This window comes from Adhaeribacter terreus, assembly GCF_042657365.1.
Taxonomy (GTDB): Bacteria; Bacteroidota; Bacteroidia; order Cytophagales; family Hymenobacteraceae; genus Adhaeribacter_A; species Adhaeribacter_A terreus.
This window is the reverse complement of record NZ_JBHSKT010000003.1, coordinates 374693-393086: the sequence shown is the minus strand read 5'-3', so window position 1 is coordinate 393086 and position 18394 is coordinate 374693. Positions and strand designations below refer to the sequence as shown.

The 18394-nt window shown below is 46.3% G+C and carries 14 protein-coding genes; 10 read left to right on the top strand and 4 right to left on the bottom strand.

Annotated elements, in window-relative coordinates:
* Window positions 1–3 precede the first annotated feature (3 nt).
* Genes ACFPIB_RS06930 through ACFPIB_RS06920 form a run of 3 tightly spaced genes read left to right on the top strand, consistent with a single transcriptional unit; the run spans window position 4 to window position 2570 of the window.
* Window positions 4–729 (top strand): VIT1/CCC1 transporter family protein, encoded by a 726-nt coding sequence (locus ACFPIB_RS06930; protein ID WP_378016705.1) that lies wholly within the window; start codon window positions 4–6, stop codon window positions 727–729.
* 20 nt (window positions 730–749) lie between these two features.
* Window positions 750–1400, top strand: a complete 651-nt coding sequence (locus ACFPIB_RS06925) for a hypothetical protein (protein WP_378016704.1) — start codon at window positions 750–752, stop codon at window positions 1398–1400.
* A gap of 57 nt (window positions 1401–1457) precedes the next feature.
* Window positions 1458–2570 (top strand): acyl-CoA dehydrogenase family protein, encoded by a 1113-nt coding sequence (locus ACFPIB_RS06920; RefSeq protein ID WP_378016703.1) that lies wholly within the window; start codon window positions 1458–1460, stop codon window positions 2568–2570.
* Between the two features lie 31 nt (window positions 2571–2601).
* Here the strand turns inward: ACFPIB_RS06920 and ACFPIB_RS06915 are convergent, their stop codons facing one another.
* The 4 genes from ACFPIB_RS06915 to topA all read right to left on the bottom strand — a co-directional run bounded on the left by ACFPIB_RS06915 (window position 2602) and on the right by topA (window position 7169).
* Window positions 2602–2814, bottom strand: coding sequence for a KTSC domain-containing protein (locus ACFPIB_RS06915; RefSeq protein ID WP_378016702.1), 213 nt, complete (start codon window positions 2812–2814; stop codon window positions 2602–2604).
* A 113-nt stretch (window positions 2815–2927) separates the two neighbouring features.
* Complete coding sequence (locus ACFPIB_RS06910; protein ID WP_378016701.1) at window positions 2928–3626, bottom strand: SIR2 family NAD-dependent protein deacylase; 699 nt, start codon at window positions 3624–3626, stop codon at window positions 2928–2930.
* A 107-nt stretch (window positions 3627–3733) separates the two neighbouring features.
* On the bottom strand, window positions 3734–4438 hold the full coding sequence (locus ACFPIB_RS06905; protein ID WP_378016700.1) for a tetratricopeptide repeat protein: 705 nt from the start codon (window positions 4436–4438) through the stop codon (window positions 3734–3736).
* A gap of 280 nt (window positions 4439–4718) precedes the next feature.
* Window positions 4719–7169: a type I DNA topoisomerase gene (gene topA, locus ACFPIB_RS06900; RefSeq protein ID WP_378016699.1), complete on the bottom strand. Its 2451-nt coding sequence runs from the start codon at window positions 7167–7169 to the stop codon at window positions 4719–4721.
* 159 nt (window positions 7170–7328) lie between these two features.
* Here topA and ACFPIB_RS06895 point away from each other — a divergent pair, with 159 nt between their 5' ends.
* From ACFPIB_RS06895 to ACFPIB_RS06865, 7 genes are all read left to right on the top strand, one after another.
* Window positions 7329–7823 carry a SixA phosphatase family protein gene (locus tag ACFPIB_RS06895; protein WP_378016698.1) on the top strand — a complete coding sequence of 165 codons (495 nt, stop codon included), beginning with the start codon at window positions 7329–7331 and terminating at the stop codon, window positions 7821–7823.
* A gap of 227 nt (window positions 7824–8050) precedes the next feature.
* On the top strand, window positions 8051–8800 hold the full coding sequence (locus tag ACFPIB_RS06890) for a ParA family protein (RefSeq protein WP_378016697.1): 750 nt from the start codon (window positions 8051–8053) through the stop codon (window positions 8798–8800).
* Between the two features lie 156 nt (window positions 8801–8956).
* Complete coding sequence (locus ACFPIB_RS06885; RefSeq protein ID WP_378016696.1) at window positions 8957–14662, top strand: HAMP domain-containing protein; 5706 nt, start codon at window positions 8957–8959, stop codon at window positions 14660–14662.
* Between the two features lie 3 nt (window positions 14663–14665).
* Window positions 14666–15181, top strand: coding sequence for a chemotaxis protein CheW (locus tag ACFPIB_RS06880; protein ID WP_378016695.1), 516 nt, complete (start codon window positions 14666–14668; stop codon window positions 15179–15181).
* 60 nt (window positions 15182–15241) lie between these two features.
* Window positions 15242–15604, top strand: coding sequence for a response regulator (locus tag ACFPIB_RS06875; RefSeq protein ID WP_378016694.1), 363 nt, complete (start codon window positions 15242–15244; stop codon window positions 15602–15604).
* Window positions 15605–15640: 36 nt separating this feature from the next.
* Window positions 15641–16738 (top strand): chemotaxis protein CheB, encoded by a 1098-nt coding sequence (locus tag ACFPIB_RS06870; RefSeq protein WP_378016693.1) that lies wholly within the window; start codon window positions 15641–15643, stop codon window positions 16736–16738.
* Entirely contained in the window at window positions 16738–18375 is a 1638-nt protein-coding gene (locus ACFPIB_RS06865; RefSeq protein ID WP_378016692.1) for a chemotaxis protein CheA, read from the top strand. Before ACFPIB_RS06870 ends, ACFPIB_RS06865 begins: the two co-directional genes overlap by 1 nt.
* Window positions 18376–18394: the final 19 nt, after the last annotated feature.

Sequence of the window (18394 nt, the reverse complement as noted above, 5' to 3'; positions counted from 1 at the left end):
ACCATGGAAACCACCCTGCACCAGAAACGCGGCTTATTTGGAATCGATAAATCGTACATTTCGGAATTTGTTTACGGCGGCATAGATGGCACAGTAACTACTTTTGCGGTGGTGGCCGGTGCGGCAGGTGCCAACCTCGATATTTCGGTGGTAATTATTCTGGGCATGGCCAATTTAATTGCCGATGGTTTTTCAATGTCGGTTGGAAATTTTTTTTCTACCCAGGCCGAACGCGATAATTACGACAAGCATCGTAAAGTAGAGAACTGGGAAATTGATAATATGCCTGAGCAGGAAGTTGATGAAATTCGTCAGATCTACGCAGCTAAAGGTTTTTCGGGCGAATTGCTGGAGCAGGTGGTTGCAACCATTGTAGCGAACCGCGAAGTTTGGCTCGATACCATGATGCGCGAAGAACTGGGCATGATGAAAGACGATAAAACGCCCTACAAAACTGCCGGCGTTACTTTTTTCTCTTTCGTTGCTATTGGCATAATTCCCTTGCTTTCATATTTGCTGGTATCCGTTTTTCCGGTCTTACAAAGCAATCTTTTTCTGATTTCCTGCGTGGCTACCGGTTTTGCTTTAGCCATTATCGGACAAATGAAAAGCATCGTAACCGGCAAAAGCCGTTGGCGTGGCACTCTGGAAACCGTTGGTTTAGGCGGATTGGCTGCATTCATAGCGTATTATGTAGGTTTCGTGCTCGAAAAGATCGTCATCAATTAATTTTCTTTTACCTTCAGGTTATGAATTGTTTACGCAGGTATTTTTCGCTTCCGCTTATTTTGGTTTTGCTGTTGGGTTTAGGCGTTTCAGCTTGTAAAGTTGGCGATGATGATCCTTTTTTGTCGTTGCGTTCGCGCGATGCCCGTTTAAAAGCGAACTGGAAACTGCAGGAAATGGAAAATCATTACGAGATCCGGGTGATCAATCCGGGAGCGGATCCGCAGGTAACGGTCATTCATTCCAGTTTTAACGGGTACGATCTGCACGTGCGCACCGCGGTAAATGGTATTTTGCTCAGTGATACTACTGTTGGTTTCGGCCACCGCCTCATGATAAAAGACAAAGGAAAACTGACTTACGAAAACACGCTGATCCAGAACCTGATCGGGGTAAAATCTACGGGCGAAGACAATTGGTACTGGCTCGATACCGACAAGAAAAAAGCCCGCATTTTTCTGGGCACTGCTTTGCATTTTCCAACCATGGCCGGCATTACGCAATTGCCACCGGGCCTGGTTCTTTCGGTAGGTTCGCTATTTACAGATTTTACCGTGGAAGGCTTGCGTAATAAAGAGCTGGATCTGAGCTACAACAAAATTACGGAACAGGTAACGTTTACCGGTTTTCAGCAGATCAAAGTGTCCAGCAAAATGACGTTCAGTTCGAATTAAAAACGGTAGGGTTTAAGCCTTAAAAAGTGCTCACAATCTTCCATTCGGTTTTCGAAAATGTTATCAGAACAAATCTTAATCAGAGAAAATAACGTGCAGTTTTTCAACGAAGAAATTATTCAGCAAGTCCGTAATTATTCCCGCAAATTAGAAGAAACCGGAAAGTTATCGCCGGAAATTCTGACTTACATTTACGAGCATCAGCTTTTTAAACTTTTTCTGCCCAAAAGCCTGCACGGCGCCGAAATGCCTTTGCCCGAAGCGTTAGCTATTTTTGAAGAAGCTGCTAAGATAGACGGAAGTTTTGGCTGGCTGGTAACCATTGGCTTCGGCGGTAATTTCTTTTCAGCGTACTTAAACGAAAACATTGCAGAAATGCTGTTTTTACCTGAAAATGCGGTAGTAGCCGGTAGCGGAGCGATAACTGGTACGGCTGTAAAACAAGAAAACGGCTACATAGTAAACGGACAATGGCAATTTTGCAGCGGCGCGCACCACGCTACCATTTTCACGGCAAACTGCAAAATAGAAGCCACCAAAACCGAAGTAGAAATGGTTCGAAGTTTTGTACTTTTACCCGATCAGGTTACGATCATTGAAGACTGGAAAACGTTTGGCATGCAGGGAACCGGCAGTCATTCTATAAAAACCGAAAACGCTTTTGTTCCGGCAGAAAGAACGTTCGATCTGAGTCAGCCGCCGCTATTATTTCCTGATTATCTGCTTTACAAATATCCGTTCTGGCAATTTGCCGAAGTTTCTTTTGCTGTGGTTGCGTTAGGAGTGGGGTTACATTTCCTGGAAGAAGCCTTTGCAGCCTTGGAACAAAATCGTCAACGCCGACAAGATCCTTCAACGGAACGCTATGCTTTTATCCGGGAAAAGTTTGAAAACGCACATGATGAATTATTACAAGCGCGCACTGCATTTTATGCGGCCGTAAATGAATCGTGGCAGGAAATGGAAACGCAGCAAATGCTCTCCGAAGAAATGAAAAAAACGGTATCAAAAGCGAGCAAAAAAGTCGCGAAAGTAGCCCGTCAGGCTGCGCACGAAATGTTCCCGTATCTGGGCATGGCTGCTGCTACTCAAACCAGTTTACTCAATCAGCTGTTCCGAGATCTGCACACGGTTTGCCAGCACACTACGCTTATAAGTTACGAAGAGTAGATTGAGAATTAGGTAGCAAATAATTATAAGTTCAACCTACTTTCCGGTAAGTAAATTGCCGGCGGATGTTGTAATTGAAAAAGCTGCCGTGCGAAGACGCGTGCATCATTTCAGCGTATAGTTTTGCCGGTACCTTGAAATACTGGTAAACCTGTCCGTCATGAAAAGCTACTTCCAGCACTCCGGTATAAGGCTGGTAGCGAACGGCCGATAAGTTCGAAGATTGTAAATATTTCCGGTTCATAATAGCAGGGCGGGATTTAGGGTTGTATCAGCCTATAATTTTACTGATACACTTTAAATCGGTTGCCTGCTTTGGTTGAAAATTTTGTTTAACGATGAAAAATTGTGGTGAATCTAAGTTAAATAGCGGTGTCTGAGCATTTCGGCAACTTTGGCTAAACCAGTGCTGGCTTTTTCTTCTACCAAATGCAGATCGCGGCGCTTCGGTAACTCCGGCATATTTACATCTACCACAAAAATGGGCGAAAGCTTCGGGACGTAATGCACCAAACCGGCCGCCGGATAAACCACCAGCGAAGTACCGACTACAATAAATGCATCGGCGTTTTCGGTTATTTCAGCAGCTATTTCGATCATCGGAACCGCTTCGCCAAACCACACAATATTGGGCCGCAGCTGCGAGCCTTTTTCGCAGATATCGCCCAGGTTTAGTTCCCAGCCGTTTATGGGGTAGATCAGGTTTTCATCAAGCGTGCTGCGGCTTTCAAATAGCTTTCCGTGCAGGTGAATTACTTTGGTAGAACCGGCGCGCTCGTGCAGATCATCTACGTTCTGCGTAATTACGGTCACGTCAAAATCCTTTTCCAGTTCAGCCAGAATTTCGTGCCCGCGGTTGGGTTTTACCGTATGTGCATTTTTCCGCCGCTGGTTATAAAAATCGAGCACCAGTTCAGGGTTTTTCCGCCAGCCTTCCGGCGATGCCACTTCCATCACGTCGTACCCTTCCCACAAACCATTCGCATCCCGGAAAGTAGCAATACCACTTTCAGCACTGATTCCTGCACCGGAGAGAACTACGAGTTTTTTCTTCATTTTTGGTAGCGTTTTTTGGGGGAATTTTTAACGTCTAGTATTTGTAAAGCCTGAAGCGTAGCAAAGGTTTTGTAAATACCTTGTTGTAAGCAGTGGTTTTTACAGTTTTACTTTTTCGAAATTCGGTTTTTCTGCTTTGCTATTTCTGCATATAATTTGAGATTTTCATCTCCCGATATTTCAATTGCCTTGTTAATTTCTGTCACTGCTTTATCATAAAGGCCTTTTTGGTTGAAGATGTACGCACTTGCGAGATTTGCGCCATAGTCACGGTTATCCAACGTTTTAATTGAGTCAATACTTTTAAAAGCCTGGTCAAATTCTCTCGCCTGAATAAGTCTATGAGCCTTCTTGTGCAATAAAGATTTTACAGTGTCTGGATTTGTTTCTGTATTAATTCTTCTTGATAATTCTTTAATAATTTTCCAATTCAATTGTGTTGTATCTGCAGGATATCCCTTGTCGTACAAGTCGTTGATAGCTATAAAGTAATTGTCGCAAGTACGCATCATATCGAGCATTACATCTAACCCGAACCTGGACATTTTTTGGTTAATCGAATCTGGATTATTTATTCCAGCTTTATTCCATTCATCGTTTTTCTGGTCGGCAATTTCCTGTAAACATGGACTAAGTCTGTCGTCAACTGTGCCTGCTGGTTGAGAGTTAAAGCAATTACAAAATTGATTAGATGCGTCCTTTATTGATAATTCTGATTTCTTCTCACAAGCTCCAAGGGCAAGTATTATCAAAATCCAAATCCAATTTCTCTTTTCATCTTTATTTCGCGGACTTTCTTTTATGGGTCCCATTACTTACAACTACTGGATATAAAACACTACTAAGGTTATCCCCACTATGTACGAAGGATTTTCGGCCGATTTTGATACAGTTTTTCTCTAATCGGTTGTAACATAGCTGAATTTTATTTCCAAATCTAACAAAGATTAATAAAGCACCCAACAGGTTTCTTTTTTCTGGAAATTTATCTCAGCAACAGAAAATGGAGTTGCCCAATAAAAAACCTCAGCTTTCTAAAAAAACTGAGGTTTCTAAATTTGCGAAAATCATTTTCAAATTTTCAAACTGGCCTTACTTCTTCTCCGCCGACTTCTTTGCAGTAGCAGTTTTCGTACTCGCTTTCGCAACAGTAGCTTTTTTCGCCGGTGCTTTTTTCTTTGCAGCTGGTTTATCGGCGGTTTCTTCCTTAACTGGTGCTGCTTTTTTTCCAAATCTTCCACGAGCTGGTTTGTCCGGCGTAGCAGCTGCCAGTTCCAGACATTCTTCCAGCGTAAGTTCGGCCGGTTCCTTGCCTTTCGGAATTTTCACGTTCTTTTTACCGGCCACAATATATGGTCCGAAACGACCATTCAGCACTTGTATTTCTGGATTTTCCGGGAAACTCTTGATCAGTTTTTCGGCATCGGCTTTGCGTTTCGCCTGGATCAGATCTATGGCTTCTTCCTCGGTTACGGTAAACGGATCGAGCGTTTTCGGTAATGAATAGAATTTGCTGGCATGCTTGATAAACGGACCGAAACGACCGATTGCCGCCGTCATTTCCTTGTCTTCAAAATTCCCAACTATGCGCGGCAATTTGAATAATTCCAACGCATCTTCCAGCGTAATACTTTCCAGAAATTGCCCTTTGCGTAAGCTGGCGTAAAGCGGTTTTTCACCGGTGTCCGGGTTCTCTTCGCCCAATTGTACAAACGGACCGAAACGACCTAAACGCGCCGAAATTTTCTTGCCATTTTCCGGGTGGAAACCCAGTTCGCGGGCGCCGCTAACGGCCGAGCGTTCAATGGTTTCGCTGGAAGTAATGCGGTTGTGGAACGGGCTGTAGAAATTCTCGATCATCTTGTTCCACTGTTGCTTGCCGTTCGCTATTTCATCAAATTCCTCTTCCGCCTTGGCCGTAAACTGGTAATCGATGATCGCCGGGAAATGCTCCACCAGGAAATCATTCACCACCATCGCAATATCCGTCGGAAAAAGCTTGGCTTTTTCGGCGCCGGTAATTTCCGTTTTGGTAGCTTCCGAAATGGTATTGTTTTCGAGGGAAAAAGTCTTGAACGCGCGTTCTTTTCCTTCCCGGCTGTCTTTCTCTATATAACCGCGTTTCTGAATGGTAGAAATAGTTGGCGCGTAGGTAGAAGGCCGGCCAATGCCCATTTCTTCCAGTTTTTTAACCAAGCTAGCTTCCGTATAGCGTGGCAACGGACGGCTGAAACGCTGCGTGCCCAGAATTCTCAAAGGTTTTAAAGCCTGGCCAACAGCAAGCGGAGGCAACATGCCTTTCACATCTTCATCGCCGCCTTCTTCTTCGTCTTTGCTTTCAATGTAAACTTTCAGGAAACCTTCAAACTTGATCACTTCGCCGGTTGCCACAAACTTGGCTTCCTGGGTAGAAATGCCAATGGTAGCAGTGGTTTTTTCAATTTCCGCGTCAGCCATCTGCGAAGCCATGGCGCGTTTGCGGATCAGTTCGTAAAGGCGTTGTTCGTTGCGGTCGCCGCTTACTTCTATGGCGCCAAAATCGGTCGGGCGGATGGCTTCGTGGGCCTCTTGTGCGCCGGCGCTTTTGGTTTTATAATGCCGCGTTTGTGCGTATTGTGCCCCGAAAGCTTTGGTAATTTGCGCGGCAGCTGCCTGTTGCGCATCTACGCTTAAATTCAGGGAGTCGGTACGCATGTAAGAGATCTTACCGGCTTCGTAAAGTTTCTGCGCTACCGTCATAGTCTGCGCTACCGAAAAACTCAGTTTACGGCTGGCTTCCTGCTGCAACGTAGAAGTAGTAAATGGCGGCGCCGGAGAACGTTTTAAAGGTTTTTTCTCTAGGTTTTCAATCGTATAATCCGCGCCGAAGCATTTCTCTAAAAACGCGCGGGCATCTTCTTCCTGCTTGAAACGTTGCGGCAATTCAGCTTCCAGTTTTTTACCATCCACTTCAAAAACCGCCGAAATTTTATAAGCCGATTCTGCCTTGAAACGATCAATTTCGCGCTCTCTTTCTACCACTAACCGCACTGCTACTGATTGCACACGGCCGGCAGATAATCCGGTTTTAATTTTTTTCCAGAGCACCGGGCTTAGCTCAAAACCAACCAAACGGTCCAGCACGCGGCGGGCCTGCTGCGCATTTACCAGGTCTATGTTAATATCGCGCGGGTGTTCGATCGCATTCAGGATCGCACTCTTGGTAATTTCGCGGAAAACGATGCGTTTGGTCTTGTCCTGGTTCAGGTTTAAGGCTTCCGCGAGGTGCCACGAAATGGCTTCTCCTTCGCGGTCATCATCGCTTGCTAACCAAACCATTTCGGCTTCCTTGGCAAGCTTTTTTAATTGCGAAACAACGTCCTTTTTATCGGCTGAAACTACGTAGGTAGGTTTAAAACCGTGTTCAATATCTATTGCATGGTTATCTTTAGGCAGGTCGCGCACGTGCCCGAAACTCGATTTTACAATAAAGTCCTTTCCGAGGTAGCCTTCAATGGTCTTGGCCTTCGCCGGAGACTCCACGATCACTAAATTTTTCGCCATCTATCTTGTATAATTGTCTTGGTTCTGCAACCAAATTTTTTCAAAGATGTATATTTTTTTCGAAATAAAAGCGCAGGTGCCCTTTTTCAGGCTTTACGGGCATTTTATTTTTGCGGTGCTTTCCAAACAAACTTTGTTTCCCAATTGTTTTTATTCCGAATGAAGAAAACCCTCATTATTGTTCGCCATGCTCATACCCAGGATCCGATTCCCTGTCAGGAAGATCACGACCGCGAACTTACACCAGAAGGCCGGATTGCCGCAATAAAATCCGCCGAATGGCTGAAAGAACAAGGCATTACCCCAAAAAAGATAGTGGCGAGTTCTGCCAAGCGTACCCAGGCTACTGCGGCGGCACTTGCCAACGGGCTTTTAGGAAACTCGGGCCGTTTCGAAGCAGAGAACATTTTATTCCGGGCTTCCGAAACCGACCTGCTCGATTTTATTCACGAAAACTTTCGCCAGGAAGATACTATATTAATAGTGGGGCATAACCCAACCGTTACCCAGTTTTCCATTCGTCTCGGTGCAACTTCTATTTCTTATCTGCCGCCAGCCAGCGCCGTGATCCTGTCTTTTGAAATTGAAAACTGGGCCGATCTTCATTTCCATTCCGGCAAACTGGTAGCTAAAAACCTGACCGAAGAAGCCTGAAAACGTTATGGTTTTTAATTGTAAAACTCTAAAGCCTTGTTAACCGTATTGCATAGGGCTTTAAGAAAACCAGATTCAGAAACGCTATTGCTTTTCGGGTAAAAAGTCTGAAGTGTTGAGGATTAGCGGGTTTACGAAAATTGAACAAAAAAATTGCAGAAATCTTATCTATTTCGGTAGTTTGGCCATAACTTCACGTTTTCGATTTCGCTTTTCAAAAAAAATAAATGGCTGCAAAAATTATTTCGGTGATCAACCAGAAAGGCGGCACCGGCAAAACTACTACCACAATTAACCTGGGCTGTGCCCTGGCTTCCTTAGGAAAAAAAGTGCTGCTTGTAGACCTCGATCCGCAGGCAAACCTTTCGTACTCTTTAGGACTTACGGAACCGGCCGGTACTCTGGCCGATATTTTCACTGAGACCAAAGCGTTTCACGAGATAAAATCTGAACGTTCAGGCGTAAGTATTTTACCCGGTTCAAATGAACTCGTCGATATTGAAATTTCGCTTGTGAATCAGCCGGAACGGGAAACCTACCTGAAAAATATTCTCAAGGAAGCCAAAGGCTACGATTACATCCTGATCGACTGTCCGCCGTCGCTTTCCATTCTCACCGTAAATGCGCTGGCTGCCTCCGACGAAGTAGTGATTCCGTTGCAAATGGAAGTGCTGACCTTGCAGGGTTTAGGACAGATTCTAAATACAATTTCCGATGTACAGAAGGCTTTTAACCCAAAGCTGAAAGTTAAAGGAATTGTGGTGGTTATGTTCGATAAACGCCGGAAACTCAGCCAGGAAATAGAAGAATACCTGCACGAAAACATCAGCGAAAAAGTGTTTAAGAACCGCATCCGCCTGAACGTAAAACTGGCCGAAGCGCCATCGTTCGGGCAAAGTATTCTGGAGTACGACCGCAGCTCTAACGGCGCTAAAGATTACCTGGCGCTGGCAGCTGAGTTTTTAGGCTTAAAATGATACCGTTTTATTTGTGAAGATCCGGAATTAACAAATAAAACACATAACACATCGTTTCGGAAAGATAATTTGTATATTGCCTGTTGATAATGGCAATTTACTTTAAATAGGAAATTCATTCAATTGTAAAGTGTCTGCGCATTTTACCCTGATAATATGGCTTTAGGTAAGAACATGAAATTGAACAAAGACAAGCTGATTGGTAAAGCTGGTGAAGAAACGCCGGAGACCACTAAAAAATCAGCCAGTGCTGAGAAAAAGCCTGCCGCACCGCCTGCGCCTTTAAAAGATAAAAAAGCGCCGGAAGTAATGGCGGAGATTGTAGCTCCAATAAAAAAAGCCGACGAAAAAGCCGATGAAAAAACTGCCATTTCAAAGCCGTTTGTAGACCGAAAATCTACTGCCGAAAGCCGTACCAAAGCTGAACTCGAATTGAATGAAGTAATGGATCCGCGCTCAGAAGTTTACATGAGCGAACAGCTCAATAAAGTGCTTTACGCCCTCGATGCCTTTAAAAAAGGCGACGTTTCTGTGCGTTTGACCAAACAAAGCAACGATATTTTTGCCGAGATCGCCGAAGCCTACAACTCCATGGTGGAAATGATCGGTGGTGTAGGGGGCGAGGTATCGCGTATCTCCAAAGTTGCAGGTGTGGAAGGTAACCTGAAAGCCCGTGCTTCCGCCGAAAATGCTTCCGGTTTCTGGAAAGACATGATCAACAACATCAACGGTCTGGTAGATTCCATTGCGGTACCGGTACTTGAAGTAGGCAAAGTTCTTAAGAATATTTCCCGCGGTAATCTGGATGAAACCTTTCAGATCCCGGTTTCCGGCGACTTCAAACTCATGGCCGAAACCATTAACCGCACCATCGATAACCTTAATATATTTGCCGGTGAGGTAACCCGTGTGGCACTTGAAGTAGGTACCGAAGGAAAACTGGGCGGCCAGGCCAGCGTGCCAAACGTAGCTGGTATCTGGAAAGACCTGACGGACAATGTAAATTACATGGCTTCCAATCTTACCGGCCAGGTACGTAACATTGCCGAAGTTGCCACGGCCGTTGCGAAAGGTGACTTAACGCAGAAAATTACAGTAAACGTAAAAGGCGAAATGCTTCAGCTGAAGGAGAACATCAACCAGATGGTGGACTCCCTGAACATCTTCGCTGACGAAGTAACCCGCGTAGCGCGGGAAGTAGGTACCGAAGGTAAACTGGGTGGCCAGGCCAAAGTGCCGAATATTGGTGGTGTTTGGAAAGAATTGACCGACAACGTAAACACCATGGCTTCTAATTTAACGAGCCAGGTGCGTGATATTGCCAACGTAGCTACTGCGGTAGCAAAAGGCGACTTAACCCAGAAAATTACAGTAAACGTTAAAGGTGAATTCCTCGAACTGAAAGAGAATATCAACCAGATGGTGGATTCGCTTAACATTTTCGGTGATGAAGTAACCCGCGTGGCGCGTGAAGTAGGAACGGAAGGAAAATTAGGCGGCCAGGCAACGGTACCAAACGTAGCCGGAACCTGGAAAGAACTTACCGACAACGTAAATACCATGGCCAGCAACCTGACTTCTCAGGTACGTGATATTGCCAACGTTGCTACGGCGGTTGCGAAAGGTGACTTAACGCAGAAAATTACGGTAAACGTAAAAGGCGAGCTTCTTGAACTGAAAGAGAACATCAACCAGATGGTGGACTCGCTCAATATTTTCGGTGACGAAGTAACCCGCGTGGCCCGTGAAGTAGGTACCGAAGGTATTCTGGGTGGTCAGGCTTCGGTGCCAAACGTAGCCGGGGTATGGAAAGCGCTAACCGACAACGTAAACTACATGGCCTCTAACTTAACGGGGCAGGTACGAAACATTGCCGAAGTTGCGATTGCCATTGCCAACGGCGACTTATCGAAAAAAATTACGGTAGACGTTAAAGGCGAAATGCTCCAGCTGAAAGAGAATATCAACCAGATGGTAGACTCCCTGAATATCTTTGCCGGTGAGGTAACCCGCGTGGCCCTGGAAGTAGGTACGGAAGGTAAACTTGGAGGACAGGCGGCTGTGCCAAATGTTGGTGGCGTATGGAAGGGCTTAACGGATAACGTAAATTCCATGGCTTCCAACCTGACCTCGCAGGTGCGTGACATAGCCAACGTTGCTACCGCGGTTGCGAAAGGTGACCTGAGCCAGAAAATGACCGTAGAAGTAAAAGGCGAAATCCTCGATCTGAAGAACATTTTGAACCAGATGGTTGATTCACTGAACATCTTCGCCGGTGAGGTAACCCGTGTAGCACGTGAAGTAGGCACCGAAGGTAAACTGGGCGGACAAGCCGAAGTGCCAAACGTAGCAGGTGTATGGAAAGACCTGACGGACAATGTAAACTACATGGCTGGTAATTTAACCGGTCAGGTACGGAATATAGCCGAAGTTACTACTGCTGTTGCTAATGGAGACTTATCGAAGAAAATTACGGTAGATGTAAAAGGTGAAATGCTCCAGCTGAAGGAAAACATCAACCAGATGGTGGACTCCCTGAACATCTTCGCCGGTGAGGTAACCCGTGTGGCGCGTGAAGTAGGTACGGAAGGTATTCTGGGTGGCCAGGCGAATGTGCCGAACGTAGGCGGTGTGTGGAAAGGCCTGACGGACAATGTAAATTCCATGGCTGGAAACTTAACTGCCCAGGTAAGAAATATTGCCGAAGTTACCACGGCTGTTGCAAATGGCGATTTATCGAAGAAAATTACGGTAGATGTAAAAGGCGAAATGCTTCAGATGAAAAACACCATTAATACCATGGTAGATCAGCTGAATGCTTTTGCTTCGGAAGTAACCCGCGTGGCGCGTGAAGTAGGTACGGAAGGTAAACTGGGCGGACAGGCTGAAGTAAGTGGCGTGGCCGGTACCTGGAAAGACCTTACCGACAATGTAAACGCGATGGCCGGTAACTTAACGGTTCAGCTCCGCGACGTATCAAAAGTTGCGACTGCGATTGCTAACGGTGACTTAACGCAGAAAATTACGGTAGATGTAAAAGGCGAGATCCTCCAGATCAAAGATGTGATCAACATCATGGTGGATCAGCTGAGCTCTTTTGCCTCTGAAGTGACCCGCGTGGCGCGTGAAGTAGGTTCGGAAGGTAAACTGGGTGGTCAGGCCGAAGTAAGTGGTGTGGCCGGTACCTGGAAAGACCTTACCGACAATGTAAACGCGATGGCCGGTAACTTAACAGTTCAGCTCCGCGACGTATCGAAAGTAGCGACTGCGATTGCTAACGGTGACTTAACGCAGAAAATTACGGTAGATGTAAAAGGCGAGATCCTCCAGATCAAAGATGTGATCAACATCATGGTGGATCAGCTGAGCTCCTTTGCTTCGGAAGTAACCCGCGTGGCATTGGAAGTAGGTTCGGAAGGTAAACTAGGCGGACAAGCAACGGTGCCAAATGTGGCAGGCGTTTGGAAAGCCCTTACCGACAATGTAAACTACATGGCTGGTAACTTAACCAACCAGGTACGCGATATTGCCAACGTTGCCACCGCAGTTGCGCGTGGTGATCTGAGCCAGAAAATTACGGTAGATGTTAAAGGCGAGCTCCTTCAGCTGAAAGAGAACATCAACCAGATGGTGGACTCCCTGAACATTTTTGCGGATGAGGTAACCCGCGTAGCCCTTGAAGTAGGAACCGAAGGAAAACTGGGAGGCCAGGCAAACGTGCCGAATGTAGGCGGGGTATGGAAAGGTTTAACGGATAACGTAAATTCCATGGCTTCCAACTTAACCTCGCAGGTACGGGATATTGCCAATGTAGCAACTTCCGTAGCCCGTGGTGACTTGAGCCAGAAAATGGAAGTGGAAGTGAAAGGCGAGATCCTTGAACTGAAAAACATCCTGAACCAGATGGTGGATTCGCTCAACATCTTTGCTGACGAAGTAACCCGCGTGGCGCGTGAAGTAGGTACCGAGGGTAAACTGGGCGGACAAGCCAATGTGCCAAAAGTGCGCGGAACCTGGAAAGAACTTACGGACAACGTAAACACCATGGCTTCTAATCTGACACTTCAGGTGCGGGATATTGCCAACGTTGCGACGGCGGTTGCCCGCGGTGACCTGAGCCAGAAAATGACGGTGGAAGTGAAAGGCGAGATTCTCGATCTGAAGAACATTCTGAACCAGATGGTTGATTCTCTGAACATCTTCGCCGGCGAGGTAACCCGCGTGGCGCTTGAGGTGGGTACGGAAGGTAAATTGGGTGGCCAGGCAGCCGTGCCAAATGTTGGCGGTGTTTGGAAAGACCTGACCGACAATGTAAACACCATGGCGGCCAACCTTACCACGCAGGTACGCGGTATCATCAAGATCGTAACGGCGGTATCGAAAGGTGACCTTACGCAGAAACTGATCCTGGAAGCAAAAGGTGAAGTAGCTGATCTGGCTGCAACTATTAACAGCATGGTGGATGACCTGAACCGCTTAGCGGGTGAGGTTAGCCGTGTGGCCAGAGTTGCAGGTGTTGAAGGCAAACTGACAGAACGTGCAACAGTACATGGTGTAGGTGGAAGCTGGAAAGAACTCGTTGATACCCTGAACGACCTGTTGGAATCCATTGTAACGCCAGTTCTGGAAGTATCCAGAATTGTGCGGGCCATTTCAGAAGGTGATCTGACTCAGAAAGTAGAGATCCATACGGCTGGTGATATTTTAGCCATGTCAAATGCCTTGAATGTAGCGGTAGATAACCTGAATGCCCTACTTGGTGAGATCAATGAAAGCTCGCTGGTAGTAGGTTCTTCTTCCGAGGAAATGGCAGCCAAAGGATTGGAAATGAGCCGGATAACGGTAGATGTTTCCCTCTCGATGCAGCAGATGGCGGAAGGTGCGCAGAACCAGGCATTAAAAACTGACCAGGCCTTTAAGCTGATCGAAGAGATCATGAAAGCTACCAAGGAAACAGCCAATAAAGCAGATGTAGTGAACAAATCGGCGATTTTGGGTGAGGAAACTTCGCAGCTCGGTCTGAAAACGGTAGCCGAAGTGGTAAAAAACATGGAGGAGATTTCAACTTCCGCGGCCCTTACTTCTAAAACCATTGAAGTATTGAGTACGCGTTCGCAGGAAATTTCAAAATCCCTGGGTGTGATTACTGACATTGCTGCTCAAACCAACTTGCTGGCACTTAACGCGGCAATTGAAGCGGCAAGAGCCGGGGAAGCCGGTCGTGGTTTTGCGGTAGTAGCCGAAGAGATCCGGAAACTGGCGGAAGGTTCACGGAAATCGGCGAACGAAATTGCGACGCTGGTGGAAGACGTAAAGAAAGATACTTCTTCGGCAGCGGCAGCGATCTCGACCATGGAAGGCCGCGTATTGAAAGGAAAGAATGCTACGTTCGAAGCTTCCGGCGCTTTCAAAAACATTGCAACTTCCAGCGGTGAAACGCTACGTACTTCGCAAGACATCTTAACGGCTACCGAAGTGCAGAAATCATCGATCTCCGACGTAGTAAAATACGTGGAAGAAGTAGTTGCCATTGCAGAACAAACGGCATCGGGTACACAACAGGTAGCCGGTACGGCCAAGCAGCTTTCAGCTTCCATGCAGGAACTTACTGCTTCCAGCCAGCAGCTGAACGATATTGCGGAAGACTTACAGGTAGGTATTTCGGCCTTTAAACTGATAAACGGTAATTTACTGATCCAGCAGAAAAGTCAGCGCCGTAACCCTGTAATGCCTGTAACAGCTGCGCGTAAACAGGCTGCTCCAACAAAGCAACCAACTGCGGCTGAGGCGCGCCAGAACGAAGATGCTAAGAAAACGGCTGCCAGTGCAACCACTACCAGAAAACCCGCTTCGAAAAAGTAGTAAATGAATAAGAAACAGAACCCCGAAGAAATAACCGAACAGAAGGACGTAGCCATGGAAGCTACGGTCCATCTGATCGTGTTTAAGCTTGGTTCAGAAGAATATGGCATCCGCATTGAACAGGTAAAGGAAGTAACCATTACCCCGGAAATTACCCGGATGCCGAAAACGCCTGATTTCATTAAAGGCGTGGCTAATATTCGCGGCGATATTATTGCGATCATGGATCTGGAAGAACGTTTCCGGATCCGTTCGTCGCATCCCGATCCGGACATGACCACGTATACGCTGGCCATTGAAGCCAAAGATTATACGATCGGCATAATTGTACGCGATATGCCACAGTCCCTGACCATTCCGGTTTCTAAAATTGACAAGACACCGGCTTTTATTCAGGACCTGAACATAAATGATAATTACATTGAAGGAATTGGTAAACTGGGCAGTCGCCTGATCATTGTGCTGGATATTTTTAAAATTCTGACCCACGATGAGATCCAGATGCTGAAACCGGTTTAAAACGCTAGGGTTTTAGCCTTAAAAAGTAATATTGCAAATTATAGACACATCTGAAAGATTATGAAAAAGAGAATATTAATTGTTGACGACTCCTTTTACATGCGTACCATGCTCAAAAACATGCTGACGGATGCTGGTTACGAGGTGGTGGGTGAGGCGCCAAACGGGCAAACGGCTTTGCAGCTGGCCAAAGAAACTACACCAGACTTAGTTACCTTGGATGTAATTCTGCCGGATAATACTGGTTTGGATGTTTTGAAAGGCATTAAGCAGGACAACCCGGATATGAAAGTGATTATTGTAAGCGCCGTTGGTCAGGAAGTTATTGTGAACGAAGCGATCGAACATGGTGCTTTGGCTTATATCGTGAAGCCTTTTTCGGAAGAGAAAGTGCTGGAAACCGTTGGTAACGCTTTGAAATAAGCATTTACTAAACAGAACCGCTAAGGAAATTCAGAAGTGCTCACGGGTTCGCAGAAACTTAAGGTAATAATTGCAGACAGCTCCAATTTTTCGCGGCTGGTGCTCACCAATATGGTGCAGGCCCAACCCGATCTGGAAGTGCTGGACACAGCTGCCAATGAAATGGAGCTGGTGGCTGCAGTGCGGTTACAGCGCCCGGATGTGGTACTGGCCGACCTGAATCTGGAATACCAGCGGCAATTACTTTGTCTGCAACAGGTTTACCAGGAAAGCGGCGTACCGGCCCTGGTTTTGCTCCATCAGGTTAACCAAAGTGAAGGTGCAGCCATGAAAGCGGCTGAAACGGGCATTTATGATTATATTCTGAAGCCGGCGCACCAGCTGCAACCCAGGTTACGCGATATGCAGGGCGAGATCCTGAAAAAGATCAGGGCTGTGCGGCAACCGGAATTTGTTTCGACTTTTTCCTTGCCAAACGATAGCGTTTTTGCGTTAAAAACTCCTGCTGCGAAAGCGCCCAAAGGTGTTATTGTGATCGGAGCATCTACGGGTGGCACGCAGGCTATTGAAAAGATCGTAGCGCGGCTGGACGAAAAACTGGATGCCTGTGTATTGATCGCGGTGCATTTACCGGCTGGTTTTACGGGTTCTTTTGCGCGCCGACTGCAAACGTTAACCAGTTTGAAAGTGGTGGAAGGAAGACCGGGATTAAACCTGCTGAAAGGAAAAATAATAATTGCGCCGGGCGGAAAAAATATGGTTGTTTTACCGCAATTAAGCCGCACAGGAAATTATAAGATTGGTTTCGCACCAGATTCTGAAAATGTGTATGACCGGCCTTCGGTAGATAAACTGATGGAATCTGTAGCCGCGATCGGGAGCAAAAATGTGATGGGCATTGTGCTTACGGGCATGGGTAGCGACGGTACGAAGGGACTAAAAGCTATCCGTAAAAAGGGTGGCTTAACGGTAGCGCAGGACCAGGCTTCGAGCGTAATTTTTGGCATGGCTAAATCGGCGATTGAGCAGGGACACGTAACGCATGTGCGCTCTTTATTCCGGATTCCGGCTTTAATTAATAAATTTATTACCGACTTACCGGCTGCTGAAGCAATCCAGAAGCCAGGCTTTTAATGAAATCGAGAGAACAGGAATACCGGGAAATATTTGTAGCAGAAGCGCTGGAATACTACGACGCTCTCAGCCGCCATATCAGCGAGCTTGAGAAATCGCCGAAGGATGAAAAGCTGCTGGCCGAGATCTTCCGCCTGCTTCATAACCTGAAGGCAAATGCCAAGGCGATTGGTTTTATTAATATTTCGGATCTCTCGCATAAACTCGAAACTGCTTTCGGCCTGATCCGGAATAAAGAACTGAATTTTAGCGACGAAGTGGTTACGGTGCTTTTCGACGGCGTTGACATGCTGGGCGAGCTGATAACCAATTTAGATAATCCGAATTACAAAGAAGCCACCAATGAGGTCTTACTTCGTAACCTGGATCTGATCGTTGAGACCCCGGATATTTCGACGCTGGAAGTTGTTAAAGTGCAGCGTGATTATAACGCGAAAAACTTATCGCTTTCAGAACTTATTTATATCCAGATCAAAAAGCTGGACCACATGATGAACCTGGTTGGCGAGCTGATCATTGACCGTGACCGGATATTATCATTAAGCAAAGAGTTGGGGAGTTCCGATCTGGCTTCGGTGAGTTCGCATTTATACCGCATTACGGAGGAGCTACAGTTCAGTGTAATGGATGCCCGCCTCGTAAATGTGGGCACCTTGTTCAATAAATTTCCGCGTATTGTGCGTGATATTGCCGTTGCTGAAAAAAAACAGATTCATCTGGAAATTTCGGGGCAGGATATTCAGATAGACAGGAACATTCTGCAGATCATAACCGATTCGCTGCTGCACCTGATGCGGAATGCCATTACCCACGGCATTGAGGGTCCTGATGAACGGTTGAGTAAAGGGAAAGAAGCTGAAGGGAACGTGTGGCTTTCGGCGCAGAACGATCGGGATATGGTTAATATTAAACTGCGCGATGATGGCAAAGGTATTAACCTAGATGATATGAAGCGGGCAATTGTGCAACGCGGTTTTTTAACTTCCGATGTGGTGAATGACCTCCGCGATACCGAAATTCTTTCTTATATTTTCGAACCGGGTTTTTCACTGGCGAAAGAAATTACGGAGTTTTCGGGGCGCGGAGTAGGATTGGATGTGGTTAAGAATGCGATCGATTCGATTGGCGGCCGCCTGCGGGTGGAATCTGAAATTGGGATTGGCACAACTTTCACGCTGCATTTACCAACTTCTATTGCCGTAAAAGGCGCGCTTCTATTTGAAGTTGCCGGCGGTTTTTTTGCGATCCCACTTATGCATACCGATTCTGTAGTGGCCTTGCATAATCACCAGCTTCACGAGGTTGGCGATATGCTCGTAGCAGAAATTATGAATGAAACTATCAGCGTGCTTTACCTCGACGAATTGCTGAATGCACCGGAAGGGCAGATGCGGTTAGGAGACAAAAGAGTGCTGAAAGGTAATGAGCAAAATATTATTATCGTAACGTATAATAACCGGAAATTAGGTTTGATTGTTGATAAACTGTTGCGTCAGCAGGATATTGTGATCAAGCCTTTGAATAAGCCGGTCGATAATATCGATATTTACGGTGGCGTTACATTGTTAGGAACGGGTAAAGTTTGTCTGGTGCTCGATGTGCCGGCTATAACCCGCTATTTTATTTCGAAGCGATAGGAATGTGGCCGGCAGCAAA

Excerpts from the sequence above, each read along its gene's own strand:
- ACFPIB_RS06930 (WP_378016705.1), top strand. The coding sequence starts at position 4 with ATGGAAACCACCCTGCACCAGAAACGCGGCTTATTTGGAATCGATAAA.
- ACFPIB_RS06925 (WP_378016704.1), top strand. The coding sequence starts at position 750 with ATGAATTGTTTACGCAGGTATTTTTCGCTTCCGCTTATTTTGGTTTTG.
- ACFPIB_RS06920 (WP_378016703.1), top strand. The coding sequence starts at position 1,458 with ATGTTATCAGAACAAATCTTAATCAGAGAAAATAACGTGCAGTTTTTC.
- ACFPIB_RS06915 (WP_378016702.1), bottom strand. The coding sequence starts at position 2,814 with ATGAACCGGAAATATTTACAATCTTCGAACTTATCGGCCGTTCGCTAC.
- ACFPIB_RS06910 (WP_378016701.1), bottom strand. The coding sequence starts at position 3,626 with ATGAAGAAAAAACTCGTAGTTCTCTCCGGTGCAGGAATCAGTGCTGAA.
- ACFPIB_RS06905 (WP_378016700.1), bottom strand. The coding sequence starts at position 4,438 with ATGGGACCCATAAAAGAAAGTCCGCGAAATAAAGATGAAAAGAGAAAT.
- topA (WP_378016699.1), bottom strand. The coding sequence starts at position 7,169 with ATGGCGAAAAATTTAGTGATCGTGGAGTCTCCGGCGAAGGCCAAGACC.
- ACFPIB_RS06895 (WP_378016698.1), top strand. The coding sequence starts at position 7,329 with ATGAAGAAAACCCTCATTATTGTTCGCCATGCTCATACCCAGGATCCG.
- ACFPIB_RS06890 (WP_378016697.1), top strand. The coding sequence starts at position 8,051 with ATGGCTGCAAAAATTATTTCGGTGATCAACCAGAAAGGCGGCACCGGC.
- ACFPIB_RS06885 (WP_378016696.1), top strand. The coding sequence starts at position 8,957 with ATGGCTTTAGGTAAGAACATGAAATTGAACAAAGACAAGCTGATTGGT.
- ACFPIB_RS06880 (WP_378016695.1), top strand. The coding sequence starts at position 14,666 with ATGAATAAGAAACAGAACCCCGAAGAAATAACCGAACAGAAGGACGTA.
- ACFPIB_RS06875 (WP_378016694.1), top strand. The coding sequence starts at position 15,242 with ATGAAAAAGAGAATATTAATTGTTGACGACTCCTTTTACATGCGTACC.
- ACFPIB_RS06865 (WP_378016692.1), top strand. The coding sequence starts at position 16,738 with ATGAAATCGAGAGAACAGGAATACCGGGAAATATTTGTAGCAGAAGCG.